Source organism: Stenotrophomonas sp. (genome assembly GCF_032103445.1).
GTDB lineage: Bacteria > Pseudomonadota > Gammaproteobacteria > Xanthomonadales > Xanthomonadaceae > Stenotrophomonas.
Map to the genome: position 1 here is coordinate 1 of NZ_DAMDFR010000032.1, position 15,122 is coordinate 15,122.

24 protein-coding genes are annotated in these 15,122 nt (G+C 63.3%); all 24 read right to left on the minus strand.

The window, feature by feature from the left end; all coding sequences use genetic code 11:
• Positions 1-44 precede the first annotated feature (44 nt).
• Complete coding sequence (locus RT551_RS12575; RefSeq protein WP_313459173.1) at positions 45-1,178, minus strand: mechanosensitive ion channel domain-containing protein; 1,134 nt, start codon at positions 1,176-1,178, stop codon at positions 45-47.
• 211 nt (positions 1,179-1,389) lie between these two features.
• Positions 1,390-2,775 carry a 3-deoxy-7-phosphoheptulonate synthase class II gene (locus RT551_RS12580; RefSeq protein ID WP_313459243.1) on the minus strand — a complete coding sequence of 462 codons (1,386 nt, stop codon included), beginning with the start codon at positions 2,773-2,775 and terminating at the stop codon, positions 1,390-1,392.
• A gap of 22 nt (positions 2,776-2,797) precedes the next feature.
• A complete protein-coding gene (locus tag RT551_RS12585) occupies positions 2,798-3,310 on the minus strand; it encodes a disulfide bond formation protein B (protein ID WP_313459176.1) in 513 nt (170 codons plus the stop codon).
• 606 nt (positions 3,311-3,916) lie between these two features.
• A complete protein-coding gene (gene rplQ, locus RT551_RS12590; RefSeq protein ID WP_313459179.1) occupies positions 3,917-4,300 on the minus strand; it encodes a 50S ribosomal protein L17 in 384 nt (127 codons plus the stop codon).
• 193 nt (positions 4,301-4,493) lie between these two features.
• Complete coding sequence (gene rpoA, locus RT551_RS12595; RefSeq protein ID WP_311190298.1) at positions 4,494-5,492, minus strand: DNA-directed RNA polymerase subunit alpha; 999 nt, start codon at positions 5,490-5,492, stop codon at positions 4,494-4,496.
• Positions 5,493-5,549: 57 nt separating this feature from the next.
• The gene (gene rpsD, locus RT551_RS12600) at positions 5,550-6,179 is read right to left on the minus strand and encodes a 30S ribosomal protein S4 (RefSeq protein ID WP_125358536.1); all 630 of its coding nucleotides are present in this window, start codon (positions 6,177-6,179) and stop codon (positions 5,550-5,552) included.
• A 14-nt stretch (positions 6,180-6,193) separates the two neighbouring features.
• The gene (gene rpsK / locus RT551_RS12605) at positions 6,194-6,583 is read right to left on the minus strand and encodes a 30S ribosomal protein S11 (RefSeq protein WP_017355427.1); all 390 of its coding nucleotides are present in this window, start codon (positions 6,581-6,583) and stop codon (positions 6,194-6,196) included.
• Between the two features lie 12 nt (positions 6,584-6,595).
• Positions 6,596-6,952: a 30S ribosomal protein S13 gene (gene rpsM / locus RT551_RS12610; RefSeq protein ID WP_313459183.1), complete on the minus strand. Its 357-nt coding sequence runs from the start codon at positions 6,950-6,952 to the stop codon at positions 6,596-6,598.
• 363 nt (positions 6,953-7,315) lie between these two features.
• Complete coding sequence (gene secY, locus RT551_RS12615; RefSeq protein WP_313459185.1) at positions 7,316-8,671, minus strand: preprotein translocase subunit SecY; 1,356 nt, start codon at positions 8,669-8,671, stop codon at positions 7,316-7,318.
• A gap of 3 nt (positions 8,672-8,674) precedes the next feature.
• Complete coding sequence (rplO, locus tag RT551_RS12620) at positions 8,675-9,118, minus strand: 50S ribosomal protein L15 (protein WP_125358545.1); 444 nt, start codon at positions 9,116-9,118, stop codon at positions 8,675-8,677.
• 4 nt (positions 9,119-9,122) lie between these two features.
• A complete protein-coding gene (rpmD, locus tag RT551_RS12625; protein ID WP_125358548.1) occupies positions 9,123-9,314 on the minus strand; it encodes a 50S ribosomal protein L30 in 192 nt (63 codons plus the stop codon).
• Positions 9,307-9,849, minus strand: coding sequence for a 30S ribosomal protein S5 (rpsE, locus tag RT551_RS12630; protein ID WP_125358551.1), 543 nt, complete (start codon positions 9,847-9,849; stop codon positions 9,307-9,309). The genes rpmD and rpsE overlap by 8 nt, the downstream gene beginning before the upstream one ends.
• Positions 9,850-10,007: 158 nt before the next feature.
• Positions 10,008-10,361: a 50S ribosomal protein L18 gene (gene rplR / locus RT551_RS12635; RefSeq protein ID WP_313459189.1), complete on the minus strand. Its 354-nt coding sequence runs from the start codon at positions 10,359-10,361 to the stop codon at positions 10,008-10,010.
• A gap of 41 nt (positions 10,362-10,402) precedes the next feature.
• The gene (gene rplF, locus RT551_RS12640) at positions 10,403-10,930 is read right to left on the minus strand and encodes a 50S ribosomal protein L6 (RefSeq protein ID WP_313459191.1); all 528 of its coding nucleotides are present in this window, start codon (positions 10,928-10,930) and stop codon (positions 10,403-10,405) included.
• 18 nt (positions 10,931-10,948) lie between these two features.
• On the minus strand, positions 10,949-11,347 hold the full coding sequence (gene rpsH, locus RT551_RS12645) for a 30S ribosomal protein S8 (RefSeq protein ID WP_125358557.1): 399 nt from the start codon (positions 11,345-11,347) through the stop codon (positions 10,949-10,951).
• Positions 11,348-11,558: 211 nt separating this feature from the next.
• Complete coding sequence (gene rpsN / locus RT551_RS12650) at positions 11,559-11,864, minus strand: 30S ribosomal protein S14 (protein WP_313459194.1); 306 nt, start codon at positions 11,862-11,864, stop codon at positions 11,559-11,561.
• Positions 11,865-11,882: 18 nt separating this feature from the next.
• Positions 11,883-12,425 carry a 50S ribosomal protein L5 gene (rplE, locus tag RT551_RS12655; protein WP_125358563.1) on the minus strand — a complete coding sequence of 181 codons (543 nt, stop codon included), beginning with the start codon at positions 12,423-12,425 and terminating at the stop codon, positions 11,883-11,885.
• A gap of 11 nt (positions 12,426-12,436) precedes the next feature.
• Complete coding sequence (rplX, locus tag RT551_RS12660) at positions 12,437-12,754, minus strand: 50S ribosomal protein L24 (protein WP_017355416.1); 318 nt, start codon at positions 12,752-12,754, stop codon at positions 12,437-12,439.
• 16 nt (positions 12,755-12,770) lie between these two features.
• On the minus strand, positions 12,771-13,139 hold the full coding sequence (gene rplN / locus RT551_RS12665) for a 50S ribosomal protein L14 (protein WP_125358566.1): 369 nt from the start codon (positions 13,137-13,139) through the stop codon (positions 12,771-12,773).
• A gap of 13 nt (positions 13,140-13,152) precedes the next feature.
• Positions 13,153-13,419: a 30S ribosomal protein S17 gene (gene rpsQ, locus RT551_RS12670; protein WP_282297143.1), complete on the minus strand. Its 267-nt coding sequence runs from the start codon at positions 13,417-13,419 to the stop codon at positions 13,153-13,155.
• A gap of 11 nt (positions 13,420-13,430) precedes the next feature.
• Complete coding sequence (gene rpmC, locus RT551_RS12675; protein ID WP_313459197.1) at positions 13,431-13,616, minus strand: 50S ribosomal protein L29; 186 nt, start codon at positions 13,614-13,616, stop codon at positions 13,431-13,433.
• On the minus strand, positions 13,616-14,029 hold the full coding sequence (gene rplP / locus RT551_RS12680; RefSeq protein WP_125358574.1) for a 50S ribosomal protein L16: 414 nt from the start codon (positions 14,027-14,029) through the stop codon (positions 13,616-13,618). Before rplP ends, rpmC begins: the two co-directional genes overlap by 1 nt.
• A 5-nt stretch (positions 14,030-14,034) precedes the next feature.
• Entirely contained in the window at positions 14,035-14,769 is a 735-nt protein-coding gene (rpsC, locus tag RT551_RS12685; RefSeq protein ID WP_311190294.1) for a 30S ribosomal protein S3, read from the minus strand.
• A gap of 17 nt (positions 14,770-14,786) precedes the next feature.
• Positions 14,787-15,122 (minus strand): 50S ribosomal protein L22, encoded by a 336-nt coding sequence (gene rplV, locus RT551_RS12690; RefSeq protein ID WP_080375339.1) that lies wholly within the window; start codon positions 15,120-15,122, stop codon positions 14,787-14,789.

Sequence of the window (15,122 nt, forward strand, 5' to 3'; positions counted from 1 at the left end):
GTTGGCCGGCCCAGGCGGTGCTGAGGGCCGGCCAACGGCCGGCGCTACCGGGATGCCTCCAGGGCGGGTTCACCGTCCTCTGCACCCGGCGAGCGCACGTGCCCTGCCGGCCGACCGCGTGCCATCTGCAGCGCCGGGTCGGGCTGTTCCAACAGTTCAGCACGGGTACGCGGCAGCGCCTGAGGGTGCTCACGCGCCAGAAAGTCGAGCATGCGTTCGCGGACGATGCAGCGCAGATCGAAGGCATCTCCCGAGTTGCGGGCGCTGACCAGCAGGCGCACCTGCAGGGTGTGCTCGGTGGTTTCGGTGACCTGGGTGACGCAGACGCGCTCATCCCACAGCTTTTCACTTTTGCAGATGCGTTCCAGCTCGGCGCGGATCGCACCGATCGGGGCACGGTAATCCAGCCACAGGAACGCCGTGCCCAACAGGTCGGCGCTGCGCCGGGTCCAGTTCTGGAACGGGTTTTCGATGAACCAGGTCAGCGGTACCACCATGCGACGCTCGTCCCAGACCCGCACCACGACATAGCTGCTGCCGATCTCTTCCACGCGGCCCCATTCGCCTTCCACAATCACCACGTCATCCAGCCGGATCGGTTGGGTCAGCGCGATCTGCAGGCCGGCGATCAGATTGCCGAACACCGGCTTGGCGGCGATGCCGGCGACCAGTCCGATGATGCCCGCCGACGCCAGCAGCGCGGTGCCGATCTGGCGCACCATCGGGAAGGTCAGCAGCACCATCGAGACCCCGACCAGGATGATCGCGCCCATCAGCACCCGGCTCAGCACCCGGGTCTGGGTATGGATGCGGCGTGCCGCCAGGTTGTCGGCCACATCGATGCGATGTTCGCGCAGGATCGCCTGTTCGCCAGCCGCAACCACGCGCACCAGAAACCAGACGAAGCAGGCGGTCAGGCCGATATGCAGCAGACGCAGCGCCTGGTCGAGCCAGCGATCCTGCAACGGGGTCGCTTCCAGCGCGGGAATCAGGACCAGCAGCGGCAGAGCGAATGCCAGTGGACGGCTGATCACGCGGGCAATGCGGGCGCGACGGTAGTCACGGCCCTTGAGGCGGCGGGTAAGTGCCATCAGCAGCCACCAGCTGGTGATGCCGATGATCAGGGCGATGCCGATCGGCCAGAGGTACTCGGCGGCCAGGGTCCAGTCGACGTGCATGCACGCTCCTGTGGGGGGGGACAGGCCCCTTACCCTGCCAGAGCGGCGATGACCGCTATGTAGAGCCGGGCTTGCCCGGCTGCGATTCCGTCTGGCACCGCGAAGCCACGCAGGGCGTGGCTCTACGGCAGATCATTACCCCGATGACACGCATGGCGTGTCACTACGCAAGGTCCCTGTAGTGACGCGCCATGCGCGTCATCGCGGAGTGTCAGACGGACTGCTTGCGCACAATCGCCATTGCAATCTCCAGCGACTGCTCATAGTTCAACCGCGGATCCACCGTCGACCGGTACGCCCGTTCCAGATCGCGCTCGGTCAGCTCGCGCGCGCCGCCGGTGCACTCGGTGACATCCTCACCGGTGAGCTCGAGATGCACGCCGCCCAGCCGCGTACCCGCCGCCGCATGCAGGTCGAAGGACAGCTCCACCTCACTGCGCACATTGTCGAAACGACGGGTCTTGAAGCCATTGCTGGTGCTTTCGGTATTGCCATGCATCGCATCGCACACCCACAGCACGCGGCGTCCATCACGCTTCACCGCATCCAGCAGCGGCGGCAGCTTCTCGGCGATCTGCGCCGCGCCCATGCGATGGATGAAGCTCAGGCGACCGGGTTCGTCGTCTGGATTCAGCACATCGATCAGGCGCAGCAGCTGATCCGGCTGCACCGACGGCCCGACCTTGATTGCAATCGGATTGCGCACCCCACGCAGGTACTCCACATGTGCGCCGTCCAGCGCCGCCGTGCGCATGCCGATCCAGGGGTAATGCGTGCTCAGGTTCAACCACCCCTGTTGACGCGGCACCTGCCGGGTCAGTGCCTGCTCGTAAGGCAGTAACAGCGCTTCATGCGAGGTGTAGAAGTCGATCCGGTTCAGGTTGTACACCTGGGTGCCGGACAGGGTTTCCATGAAGCGCACGGCGTCGCCGATCGACGACACCATCTTCTGGTAGTCGGTGGCCAGCGGCGAGTGCCGCACCCATTCCAGATTCCAGTACTCGGGGTGATGCAGGTCGGCAAAGCCGCCGTCGATCAACGCGCGCACGAAGTTCATGGTCATCGCCGAATGCGCGTGCGCCTGCAGCATGCGACGCGGATCCGGCAGTCGCGCGGCTTCGGTGAACTCGGGCGCATTGATCACATCACCGCGATAACTCGGCAAGGTGACGCCGTCGCGGGTTTCGGTGTCGGCTGAGCGCGGCTTGGCGTACTGGCCGGCAAAGCGCCCGACCCGGATCACCGGCTTGCGCATGCCGTGCACCAGCACCAGGCTCATCTGCAGCAGCACCTTGAGCCGGTTGGAGATGGTGGTGCTTTCGCAGTCGCTGAAGTTCTCGGCGCAGTCACCGCCCTGCAGCAGGAAGCGCTTGCCCTCCTGGGCCTCGGCCAACTGGCGCTTGAGCGACAGGATCTCCCACGAGGTCACCAGCGGCGGCAGCCGCTTCAGTTCATGCAGTGACGCATCCAGCGCAACCGGATCCGGATAGGTCGGCATCTGCAGCGCCGGCCGGCTGCGCCAGCTCTCCGGCGACCAGTCGGTCGGCAAAGCGGCAGAAGCTTGGGCGGGCGTTGAGGCGTTCATTGGAATATCCAGTCAGGTCAGCGGTACAGAAGTATCAATAACGGCGTGGCGGCTTGCGGAACGACACCACCAGCGCCCACAGGCCCAGCAGCACGAACCAGACCAGGCTCCACATGGGCATGGTAAGCCCCAGGAAGGCCCAGTCGATGTTGCCGCAGTTACCGGTGCCGGTCAGCACGGTGCGGAACACCTCGAACGGCCCCATGGTCTCGCTCAGGAACGACAGCGGCGGCCCGCAGCTGGAGCCCAGGTCCTGCGGCAGCATCTGCACGTACACGTGGCGCCCGGCAATGCCGATGCCCACCGCGGCGGCAATGAAGGCCAGCGCGCCATAGGTGATGCGCCCGGGCCGGTCACGCGGCCCGTGCAGGGCACCGATCAGGAACAGCAGGCCGAGCGCGGCGAACGCGATGCGCTGGAAGATGCACAACGGGCACGGCTCCAGGCCCATCTTCAACTGCATGAAGATGGCAAAGGCCAGCAGCCCGGCGCAGATCAGGAACCCCAGGAAGAACTGGGCGCGGTAAGGCCAGCGCAGTGGATTCATTGCCAACACACTCGTGAAAGTCAGATGCCAAGATTAACAGGGTGGTGTTGTGTCATGGCTGCGGCGGATTGCCGTATGTCGGCGCTAAGAGCCGTTAGCTGGTCACTTCTACGTGCTGGGCGGGGCTGAGGCACCCCCGTTCCGGGACACGCCGCAAGTACGTCCATGTAGGCTACTCCACGGCATCCATGCCGTGGACTGTCCCTCCAGGGGATACCTCAGCCCCACCTCGAAGGATGGCTGGCCACGGATGGGAGGGCCAAGGCAGAAGCAAGAGCGGGAGCAGCCGGGCAAGCCCGGCTCTACAGGAGCGGAGACGCGCCGCGCGTGCGTGGCGTACTTCAGGTTGCGGCCTTCCATGCCCGGCCGATGGGCCCTGTGAGTACCGACCCAGTGTCGAGGTCACGTCCGAGGGGGGTTTGAGGGGGCATGAGCCGCATGGATGCGGCGACTGAGCTTACATGGACGTACTTGCAGCGTCCCCCGCAAACCCCCATCGGGCGGGACCAGGCAGTGGACAGTGACTTCTCACTGCTTCACGCGCCAGAAATGAAAAACCCGGCGCAAGGCCGGGTTTCTCAGTGAATCTTGGTAAAGCCCGAAGACTCAGCCTTCGACGGCTTCAGCAACGGCCGGGCGGTCGACCAGTTCGACGTAGGCCATCGGGGCGTTGTCGCCGGCGCGGAAGCCGCACTTCAGCAGACGCAGGTAGCCGCCCGGACGGGTCGCGTAGCGCGGGCCCAGGATGGTGAACAGGTTGCCCACGGCTTCGTTGTCGCGCAGACGGGCGAAGGCCAGACGGCGGTTGGCGACCGAGTCAACCTTGGCCAGGGTGATCAGCGGCTCGGCAACGCGGCGCAGTTCCTTGGCCTTCGGCAGGGTGGTCTTGATCAGTTCGTGCTTGAACAGCGAGGCAGCCATGTTCTTGAACATCGCTTCGCGGTGGGCACTGGTGCGGCTGAACTTGCGGCCGGATTTCTGGTGACGCATGGGAGTAATTCCTTAAAGAATGTTGGATCGGTTGTGGTTCGCTGTCGCCATCCCGGCGTTGTTGCTTGGACTGCGGTTGGTCCGGTGCCGGCCCTCCTGGCCGACCGTCACCGCAGGCTGTGCGCCTGTCGGTGCGAGGTACTGCGGTAAAGCCCCCGCACCCGAAGGTGCGGGGTAAAACTGTTGCGCTGGATCAGCCGAGCATGCCGTGCTGGGCAACACCGGCCGGCGGCCAGTTTTCCAGCTTCATGCCGAGCGAAAGGCCGCGCTGTGCCAGCACTTCCTTGATCTCGGTCAGCGACTTCTTGCCCAGGTTCGGGGTCTTCAGCAGCTCCACTTCGGTCTTCTGGATCAGATCGCCGATGTAGTAGATGCTTTCGGCCTTCAGGCAGTTCGCCGAACGCACGGTCAGTTCCAGGTCGTCGATCGGGCGCAGCAGCACCGGATCCACGCCGTTGTTGGCCGGCTTGGCCGCACCGCGGTCGCGGTGGGTGAAGTCACCGAACACCGACAGCTGATCGCTCAGGATGTCGGCGGCGGTGCGCACGGCTTCCTCGGCGTCGATCGTGCCGTTGGTTTCGATGTCCAGGACCAGCTTGTCCAGGTCGGTGCGCTGTTCCACACGCGCCGCTTCCACCGAGTACGCCACGCGGCGGACCGGGGAGAACGAAGCGTCCAGGACCAGACGGCCGATCGCACGGGTTTCTTCGTCCGGACGACGACGAGCAGCTGCCGGCTGGTAGCCGAAGCCGCGCTCGACCTTCAGACGCATGTTGATCGCCGTGTCCTTGGTCAGGTGGCAGATCACGTGGTCGGCATTCAGGATTTCGACGTTGTGGTCGACCTTGATGTCGGCCGCAGTGACGACACCCGGACCCTGCTTGGACAGGGACAGCGTGGCGCTGTCGCCGGTGTGCATGCGGATGGCCACGTCCTTCAGGTTGAGCAGGACTTCAAGCACATCTTCCTGCAGACCTTCCAGCGTGGTGTACTCGTGCAGCACGCCGTCGATTTCAACTTCCGTGATGGCGAAGCCCGGAATGGACGACAGCAGCACGCGACGCAGGGCGTTGCCCAGCGTATGCCCGTAACCACGCTCCAAGGGTTCGATGACGACCTTGGCGCGGGTGTCGGTAAGGCGTTCGATCTGCGGACCGCGAGGACGCAGAACCTGGTTGGCGGTAACCGTCATGTTTGCGGGTTCTCCTAGTGAACACCCCGGCCGTCGCCGGGGGTTCTCCAATGTGAATTACTTCGAATACAACTCGACGATCAGCGCTTCGTTGATATCCGCAGGCAGGTCCGAACGATCCGGAACGGCCTTGAAGATGCCGGCGAACTTGGCCGCATCGACTTCAATCCACGACGGACGCAGGTCGTGCGAGCTGGACACGGTCAGGGCTTCCTGCACGCGCAGCTGCTTGGCCGCCTTTTCCGACAGGGCGACAGCGTCGCCGGCCTTGACCTGGTACGAAGCCAGGTTCACCGACTTGCCGTTCACGGTGACGCCGCGGTGCGAGACCAGCTGACGGGCAGCCGGACGGGTCACAGCGAAGCCCATGCGGTAGACGACGTTGTCCAGACGGGTTTCCAGCAGCTGCAGCAGGTTCTCGCCGGTGTTGCCCTTCTTGGTCGAGGCCTTCTTGTAGTAGTTGCGGAACTGACGCTCCAGCAGGCCGTAGATACGCTTGACCTTCTGCTTTTCACGCAGCTGGGTGGCGTAGTCGGACAGCTTGCCCTTGCGGGCGGTCGCGCCGTGCTGGCCGGGCTTCTGCTCCAGCTTGCACTTGGAGTCCAGCGCACGGGCCGGGCTCTTGAGGGAAAGGTCGGCGCCTTCGCGGCGGGCGAGCTTACAGGTAGGACCGATATAACGAGCCATTTCTTATCGCTCCTTTAGACGCGACGCTTCTTCGGCGGACGGCACCCGTTGTGCGGGATTGGCGTCACGTCGATGATGTTGGTGATCTTGTAGCCCACGTTGTTCAGCGAGCGCACGGCCGACTCACGACCCGGACCCGGGCCCTTGATGCGGACTTCCAGGGACTTGACGCCGTAGTCGAGCGCGGCACGGCCGGCCTTCTCGGCAGCCACCTGGGCAGCGAACGGGGTGGACTTACGCGAACCGCGGAAGCCAGCGCCACCGGAGGTCGCCCACGACAGAGCGTTGCCCTGACGGTCGGTGATGGTCACGATGGTGTTGTTGAAAGAAGCGTGGACGTGGGCAACGCCGTCAGTGACGACGCGCTTGATCTTCTTCTTGGTCTTAGCGACGGGCTTAGCCATTTCTCAGGTCCCTTACTTCTTGATCGCCTTGCGCGGACCCTTGCGGGTGCGGGCGTTGGTACGGGTGCGCTGACCGCGGAGCGGCAGGCCACGACGGTGACGCAGACCGCGGTAGCAGCCCAGGTCCATCAGGCGCTTGATCGCGATACCGATTTCACGGCGCAGATCGCCTTCCACGATGTACTTCGCCACTTCCGAGCGCAGACGCTCGATTTCCGGCTCCGACAGATCGCGGATCTTGGTGGTCGAAGTAACGCCTGCGGCTTCGCAGACCTTCTTCGAACGGGTACGGCCGATGCCGTAAATGCTTTGCAACCCGACCCAGACGTGCTTCTGGGCTGGCAGGTTGACGCCTGCAATACGCGCCATGACGCGGTTCTCCAGCTGAGTGATGGCCGACAGCGCACCCAGGGCGCGCCAATCCGGCAGGATGGATCAAAAAAGTGAACTAGCGATACTAACAAGGTTCCGGTTTACTTGGAAGTCCGTGAAACCTGAAAGGTTTCATGAACCCGGCCCAGGGAGTGTGCCCAGGCTCCGGCGCCGGACCAGGTTGACCCCGGAACAAGCCACTTGCGTGCCCTGCCCCGGTGCCGCCCGCGCTACTCCCGCGCGGGACGACCCGATCACACCCCCACCCGGAACCGCTGCGGGGGCCGCCCTTCGTTTGTGTGGCCAGGTCCGCGAAGCGGAGGACCATCACGTCAGGAAGACGATAGTGTAACAGCCGAATCAGCCGCGAGCAAAGCCGCCGCGGTTGCCACCCTTCAGGTTGGCCTTCTTCAACAGGCTTTCGTACTGGTGCGACATCAGGTGCGCCTGGATCTGGGCGATGAAGTCCATCACCACCACCACCACGATCAGCAGCGAGGTGCCGCCGAAGTAGAACGACGCATTCAGCTGGCTGCGCATGATTTCCGGCAGCAGACACACGATGACCAGGTAGGCCGAACCGGCCGCGGTCAGGCGGGTCAGCACGCCGTCGATGTAGTCGGCGGTCGCCTTGCCCGGACGGATGCCCGGAATCAGCGCGCCCGACTTCTTCAGGTTGTCGGCGGTTTCCTGCGAGTTGAACACCAGCGCGGTATAGAAGAACGCGAAACCGGTGATCAGCACGGCGAACACGATCATGTGCAGCGGCTCGGCCGGGCCCAGGGCGTTGGCGAGCTTCTGCAGCCAGGTTGCCGAGCTGGCCTGGCCGGACCACATGGCCAGGGTGGTCGGGAACGCCAGGATGCTGGAGGCGAAGATGGCCGGGATCACGCCCGCCATGTTCAGCTTCAGCGGCAGGAACGAGGTCTGGTTCATGTACGCGTTGCGGCCACCCTGGCGGCGCGCGTAGTTCACCGTGATGCGGCGCTGGCCGCGCTCGACGAACACCACGAAGAAGGTGAAGACCAGCACCACCAGCGCGATCAGCAGCAGCTGGATGAACTGGATGTTGCCGTCGCGGTAAGCGTCGAAGGTGTGGATGACCGCACCCGGCAGACCGGCCACGATACCGGCGAAGATGATCAGCGACACACCGTTGCCGATGCCGCGCTCGGTGACCTGCTCGCCCACCCACATCAGGAAGATGGTGCCGGCGGTCAGCGCGACCACGGCGGTCAGCACGAAGCCCATGCCCGGGGCATACACAACCGGCGCGCCGGTCGGGGACAGCTGGTTCTGCAGCGCCAGCGCGATGCTGCCGCCCTGCACCACCGCCAGAAGCACGGCGCCGATGCGGGAATACTGGGTGATCTTGCGGCGACCGGATTCACCTTCCTTCTGCAGCGCCTTCAGCGCCGGGAAGATGTGGACGGCCAGCTGCATCACGATCGATGCCGAGATGTACGGCATCACGTTCAGCGCGAAAATGCTGAAACGGTGCAGGGCGCCGCCCGAGAACATGTTGAACATGTCCACGATACCGCCGCCCTGCGCCTGCATGAGCGCAAGCATGGCATCGGGATTGACGCCCGGCACCGGCACATAACAGCCGATGCGGTAGACGATCAATGCCCCGAGGACGAACAGCAGACGCTGGCGAAGTTCCGTGAACTTGCCGAGCCCGCCGCCGAGGTTACCAATGCCAGCTTGCGCCATGTCTTACTCCTGTACGCTGCCGCCGGCAGCTTCGATCGCGGCCTTGGCACCGGCCGTTGCAGCAACACCCTTCAGGGTGAACGCCTTGGTCACTTCGCCCTTGACGACGATCTTGGCCTTCTTGGCGGTGCTCGGCACCAGCTTGGCGGCGCGCAGCGCGGCGAAGTCGATCTCACCGGCTTCCAGACGATCCAGCTGATACAGCAGCACTTCAGCGGTGTCCTTGGCGATCGGCGAACGGAAGCCGATCTTCGGCAGACGACGCTGCATGGGGGTCTGGCCGCCTTCGAAGCCAGCCTTGATCTTGCCGCCACCCTTACGGGCGAACGAACCCTTGTGGCCGCGGCCGGCAGTCTTGCCCAGGCCCGAACCGATACCGCGACCGACGCGGGTGCGTTCGGTGCGGGCGCCCGGTGCCGGGCTCAGATCATTGAGACGCATGGTCATTGGATTATTCCTCAACCTTGACGAGGTACTGGACCTTGTTGATCAGGCCACGAACCTGCGGGCTGTCTTTCAGCTCACGCACGTCGTTCAGCTTGTTCAGGCCCAGGGCGCGCACCGACAGGCGGTGCTTGGACTGGGTGCCGCGCAGGCCACCTACCAGACGGACCTTCACGGTCTTGTTGGACGCATCAGCCATGGTTGAGTTCCTCCACCTTCTTGCCGCGCTTGGCCGCGATGCGGGCCGGCGACTGCATGTCGGTCAGACCCTTCAGCGTGGCGCGAACCAGGTTGATCGGGTTACGCGAACCGACGGCCTTGGCCAGCACGTTCTTCACGCCAACGGCTTCCAGCACGGCGCGCATGGCACCGCCGGCGATCACACCGGTACCTTCCGAAGCCGGCATCATGAACACGCGGGCTGCGCCGTGGCCGGCCTTGACCGGGTGCCACAGGGTGCCGTTGTTCAGATCGACGGTGGCCAGGTTCTTGCGGGCCTGTTCCATCGACTTCTGGATGGCGACCGGCACTTCGCGGGCCTTGCCATAACCAAAACCGACCTTGCCTTCGCCGTCGCCGACCACGGTCAGGGCGGTGAAGGTGAACTGACGGCCACCCTTGACGGTCTTGCTGACGCGGTTGACCGCGACCAGCTTTTCGATCATGCCGTCGTCGACTTTCTCTTCGCGGTTACGGTCGCGATCGCGACCCCGCTGCTGACGTTCTTCTGCCATGTTGATTCCTTGATTGATTGGGTATGTACGGCTCGGGGCCGCTTATAGCTGTGAAGTGAAGCGGTGGATCGAGCGCCCCTGCAGAAGAAGGACGTCGCCCGGCACAGCCCGTGCCGGCAGGCAGGCGGAAGCGGGGCCAGGCCCCGCTTCCTTATCCCTTAGAACTGCAGGCCGCCTTCGCGGGCTGCGTCGGCCAGAGCCTTGATGCGGCCGTGGTAGCGGTAGCCCGAGCGGTCGAAAGCGACCTTATCGATGCCCGCAGCCTTGGCGCGCTCGGCGACCAGCTTGCCCACCTTGGCGGCGGCGTCGCTGTTCTTGCCGTTCTTCAGGCCTTCCTTGACGTCGGCCTGGGTGGTGTTGGCCGCAGCCAGCACCTTGGAGCCGTCGGCGGTGAAGACCTGTGCGTACAGGTGCTGACCGGTGCGCAGCACCGACAGACGCGGCACGCCCAGTTCGCGGATGTGTGCACGGGTCGACTTGGCGCGACGCAGACGAGCGATGTTCTTGTTCATGATCTTGGTCCTTGAAAGCTGAAGGGCTGGCGGGAAACGCCTTACGCCTTCTTGGCTTCCTTACGAATGATGACTTCGCCGGCGTACTTCACACCCTTGCCCTTGTAGGGCTCCGGCGGACGGTAGCCACGGATCTTGGCAGCCACTTCACCAACCTGCTGCTTGTCAGCGCCGTGGACCAGAATTTCGGTCTGGGTCGGGGTGGTGATGGTGATGCCTTCCGGTGCGACGAACACGACCGGGTGCGAGAAACCGAGCGACAGGTTCAGGTCCTTGCCCTGCATGGCAGCGCGGTAACCCACGCCGACCAGTTCAAGCTTGCGCTCGAAACCTTCGCTCACGCCCTTGACCATGTTGGCCAGGATGGCGCGCACGGTGCCGGTCAGTGCGACCAGGCTTGCATCATTGGCGGCCAGGGTGGCAACGCCGTCTTCAACGGTGATTTCAACGCCGGCGACCTTCGGCAGCGACAGGGTGCCCTTCGGGCCCTTCACGCTGACGGATTCCGGCTGGATGTTCAGTTCAACGCCCTTGGGCAGGTTGACCGGCTTCTTGGCTACGCGGGACATAGTGGACTCCTTCTCGCCTTAGGCCACGAAGCACAGGACTTCGCCGCCGACGCCCAGCTGGCGCGCCTGCGCATCAGTCATGATGCCCTTGGAGGTGGAAATGATGGCAATACCCAGGCCGTTCAGGACCTTCGGCAGTTCAGCCTTGCCGCGGTACTGGCGCAGGCCCGAACGCGAGAAGCGCTTCAGGGTCGCGATGACCGGCTTGCCTTCGAAATACTTCAGGACGATTTCGAGTTCGGCCTTGTTGTTTTCGGTCTTGGTCACGCGCAGGTCGGTGATGTAGCCCTCGGCCTTCAGCACTTCTGCGATTGCAACCTTGATCTTGGAGGACGGTGCCTTCACCGTCTGCTTGCCAACCGCGGCCGCATTCTTGATGCGTACCAGCAGGTCGGCGATGGGATCAGTCATGCTCATTAGTCAAACCCTTTGAGTGCACCGATATCCGCTTTCGCGAAAATCTTGCTTGTAGTCCTGGGATGGGCCAGGCCCCTTTTACACACACCCCACCCCGCAGGACGGGACAGAAGCGGGAGTATACGACAAAAAGAGCCCGACTTGCGTCGGGCCCTTTCGGGAGGAGATGAACCTGAATGGATTCATCTCCCGTCCAGGGATTGCTCCCCTGTTACCAGCTTGCCTTGCGCAGGCCCGGCACGTCGCCGCGCATGGTGGCTTCGCGCAGCTTGTTGCGGCCCAGGCCGAACTTGCTGTACACGCCACGCGGACGGCCCGACAGCTCGCAACGGTTGCGGTGGCGGCTCGGCGACGAATCGCGCGGCAGCTTCTGCAACTTGATCACGGCTTCTGCCTTTTCGTCGTACGAAGCGGTCGGGCTGGAGATGATCTTCTTCAGCTCTTCGCGCTTGCCGGCGTACTTGGCAGCGAGCTTGGCACGCTTCAGATCGCGGTTGACCATGGAGGTCTTAGCCATTTCGATATCCTCGACGTATCAGTTACGGAACGGGAACTTGAACGCTGCGAGCAGCGCCTTCGCTTCCGCGTCGGTCTTGGCGGTGGTGGTGATGGCGATATCCATACCGCGGATCGCGTCGACGGCGTCGAAGTCGATTTCCGGGAAGATGATCTGTTCCTTCACACCCATGTTGAAGTTGCCGCGACCGTCGAAGGAACGACCGGAAACACCACGGAAGTCGCGCACGCGCGGCAGCGAGATGTTGATCAGGCGATCCAGGAACTCATACATCTTGGCACGACGCAGCGTGGTCTTGCAGCCAATCGGCCAACCATCACGGATCTTGAACGAAGCCACCGAAATACGGGACTTGGTCACGACCGGCTTCTGGCCGGAGATCTTGGACATGTCAGCAACGGCATTTTCCAGGATCTTCTTGTTGGTCGCCGCTTCGCCGACACCCATGTTCAGGGTGACCTTGACCAGCTTCGGGACCTGCATCGGATTGGTGTAGCCGAACTGCTTCATCAGCGCCGGCACCACTTCGTCCTTGTAGAACTTTTCGAGACGGGAAGTCATCTTCTCATTCCTCAGGCGTCGAGCGCCTCACCGCTGGAGCGGAACACACGCAGTTTGCGTCCATCCTCCAGCACCTTGAAGCCAACGCGTTCGCCCTTGCCCGAAGCCGGGTTCAGCACATTCACGTTGGAGATATGGATCGACGCTTCACGCTCGACCACGCCGCCGGCAACGCCTGCCTGCGGGTTCGGCTTGGTGTGGCGCTTGACGATGTTCACGTTGGCGACGATCACACGATCGCCGTCGACGCGGACGACTTCGCCCTGCTTGCCCTTGTCCTTGCCGGTGTTGACGACGACCTGGTCGCCCTTCTTGATACGGTTAGCCATGATTATCTCCTGTCGCTCACAGCACTTCGGGAGCGAGCGAGACGATCTTCATGAACTTCTCGGAACGAAGTTCACGGGTCACCGGCCCGAAGATGCGGGTGCCGATCGGCTCTTGCTTGTTGTTGAGCAGGACCGCGGCGTTGCCGTCGAAACGGATCAGCGAGCCGTCGGCGCGACGCACACCCTTGCGGGTACGCACCACGACGGCGTCATACACTTCACCCTTCTTGACCTTGCCGCGCGGGATCGCATCCTTCACGGTGACCTTGATGATGTCACCGATGTGCGCGTAACGGCGCTTGGAACCACCCAGCACCTTGATGCACATCAGTTCCTTGGCACCGGAGTTGTCCGCGACGTCAAGGTAGCTCTGCATCTGGATCATGATTCAGATCTCCTTATTGAGCCGCACGCGTGATGACTTCCACCACGCGCCAGTTCTTGGTCTTGGACATCGGAGCAATCTCGGTCACGCGCACGACGTCGCCTTCATTGCAGGCGTTGTCGGCATCGTGAGCGTGCAGCTTGGTCGAGCGCTTGATGTACTTGCCGTACAGGGCGTGCTTGACCTGGCGCTCCACCAACACGGTGACCGTCTTGTCCATCTTGTTGCTGACGACACGGCCTTCGACCGTGCGCAGCGTCTTTTCGTTGTTATCGCTCATAGCGGCCGTCCTTACTTCTTGCTGCCGAGCAGGGTCTTGACGCGAGCAATCTCGCGGCGGACCCGGCGGGTTTCGTGAGTCTTCGGCAGCTGCCCGGTGACCTGCTGCATGCGGAGCGAGAACTGCTCCTTACGCAGATCGGTCAGGTGGGCGCTCAGTTCGTCAGCCGACTTTTCGCGAAGTTGTTTGATGTCCATCAGCGCACCGTCCGGGTCACGAAAGTAGTGGTCACGGAAAGCTTGGCGGCAGCCAGGCGGAACGCCTCACGTGCCACGTCTTCGCCAACGCCTTCAATTTCATAGATCATGCGGCCGGGCTGGATCTGGGCCACCCAGTATTCCACGTTGCCCTTACCAGAACCCATTCGGACTTCGATGGGCTTCTTGGTGATCGGCTTGTCGGGGAACACACGGATCCACATCTTGCCACCGCGCTTGACGTAGCGGCTGATCGAACGGCGAGCCGCTTCGATCTGACGCGCGGTCAGCTGACCGTGGGCGGTTGCCTTGAGGCCGTATTCGCCGAAGCTGACAGCGTTGGCGCTCCAGCTCAGGCCATCATTACGGCCCTTGTGTACCTTGCGGTATTTGGTTCGCTTGGGTTGCAACATTGCCGTTACCTCGCTTCACGAGCCGGGCGCTGACGGTCACCGCGGTCGCCGCGATCGTTACGATCGTTGCGCGACGGGGTGTCGTCCTGCTTTTCCTGGCCAACCTGGGAGAAATCGAAGACCTCGCCCTTGTAGATCCAGACCTTGATGCCGATGATGCCGTAGGTCGTCTTGGCTTCAGCGAAGCCATAGTCGATGTCGGCACGCAGCGTGTGCAGCGGCACGCGGCCTTCGCGGTACCACTCCGAACGGGCGATTTCTGCGCCATTCAGACGGCCACCGACGTTGACCTTGATGCCCAGGGCACCGAGGCGCATCGCGTTGCCGACCGAGCGCTTCATTGCACGGCGGAACATGATGCGACGCTCCAGCTGCTGCGCGATCGACTCGGCAACCAGCTGTGCGTCCAGCTCGGGCTTGCGCACTTCGGTGACGTTGATGTGCGCCGGGACGCCCATCATGTCGCTCACTTCCTTGCGCAGCTTCTCGATGTCCTCACCGCGCTTGCCGATCACCACGCCCGGACGGGCGGTGTGGATCGTCACGCGAGCGGTCTTTGCCGGACGCTCGATCAGGATCTTGCTGATGCCGGCCTGCGCGAGCTTCTTGCGCAGCATGTCCCGCACCTTCAGGTCGGCTGCCAGGTAACCGGCAAACTCGGCCTTGTTGGCGTACCACTTGGAGTTCCAGTCCTTGGAAATGCCGAGGCGGATACCAATCGGATGAACTTTATGACCCATGGTTTTTTCCTTTCCGCTTACTTGCCGGCGCCCACAACCACAGTGATGTGGCTGGTGCGCTTGAGGATGCGGGTACCGCGGCCTTTCGCCCGCGCCATGAAACGCTTCAGGGTCGGACCTTCATCAACCATGATGGTCTGAACCTTCAGCTCGTCGACGTCGGCGCCCTGGTTGTTCTCGGCATTGGCAATAGCCGACTCCACCACCTTCTTGATCAGGTGGGCAGCCTTCTTGTCCGAGAACTTCAGCAGGTTGACCGCACGCTCGGCCGGCAGACCGCGCACCTGGTCAGCGACCAGACGAGCCTTCTGCGGGGAGATGCGCGCAGTGCGCAGGATTGCTTTCGCTTCCAT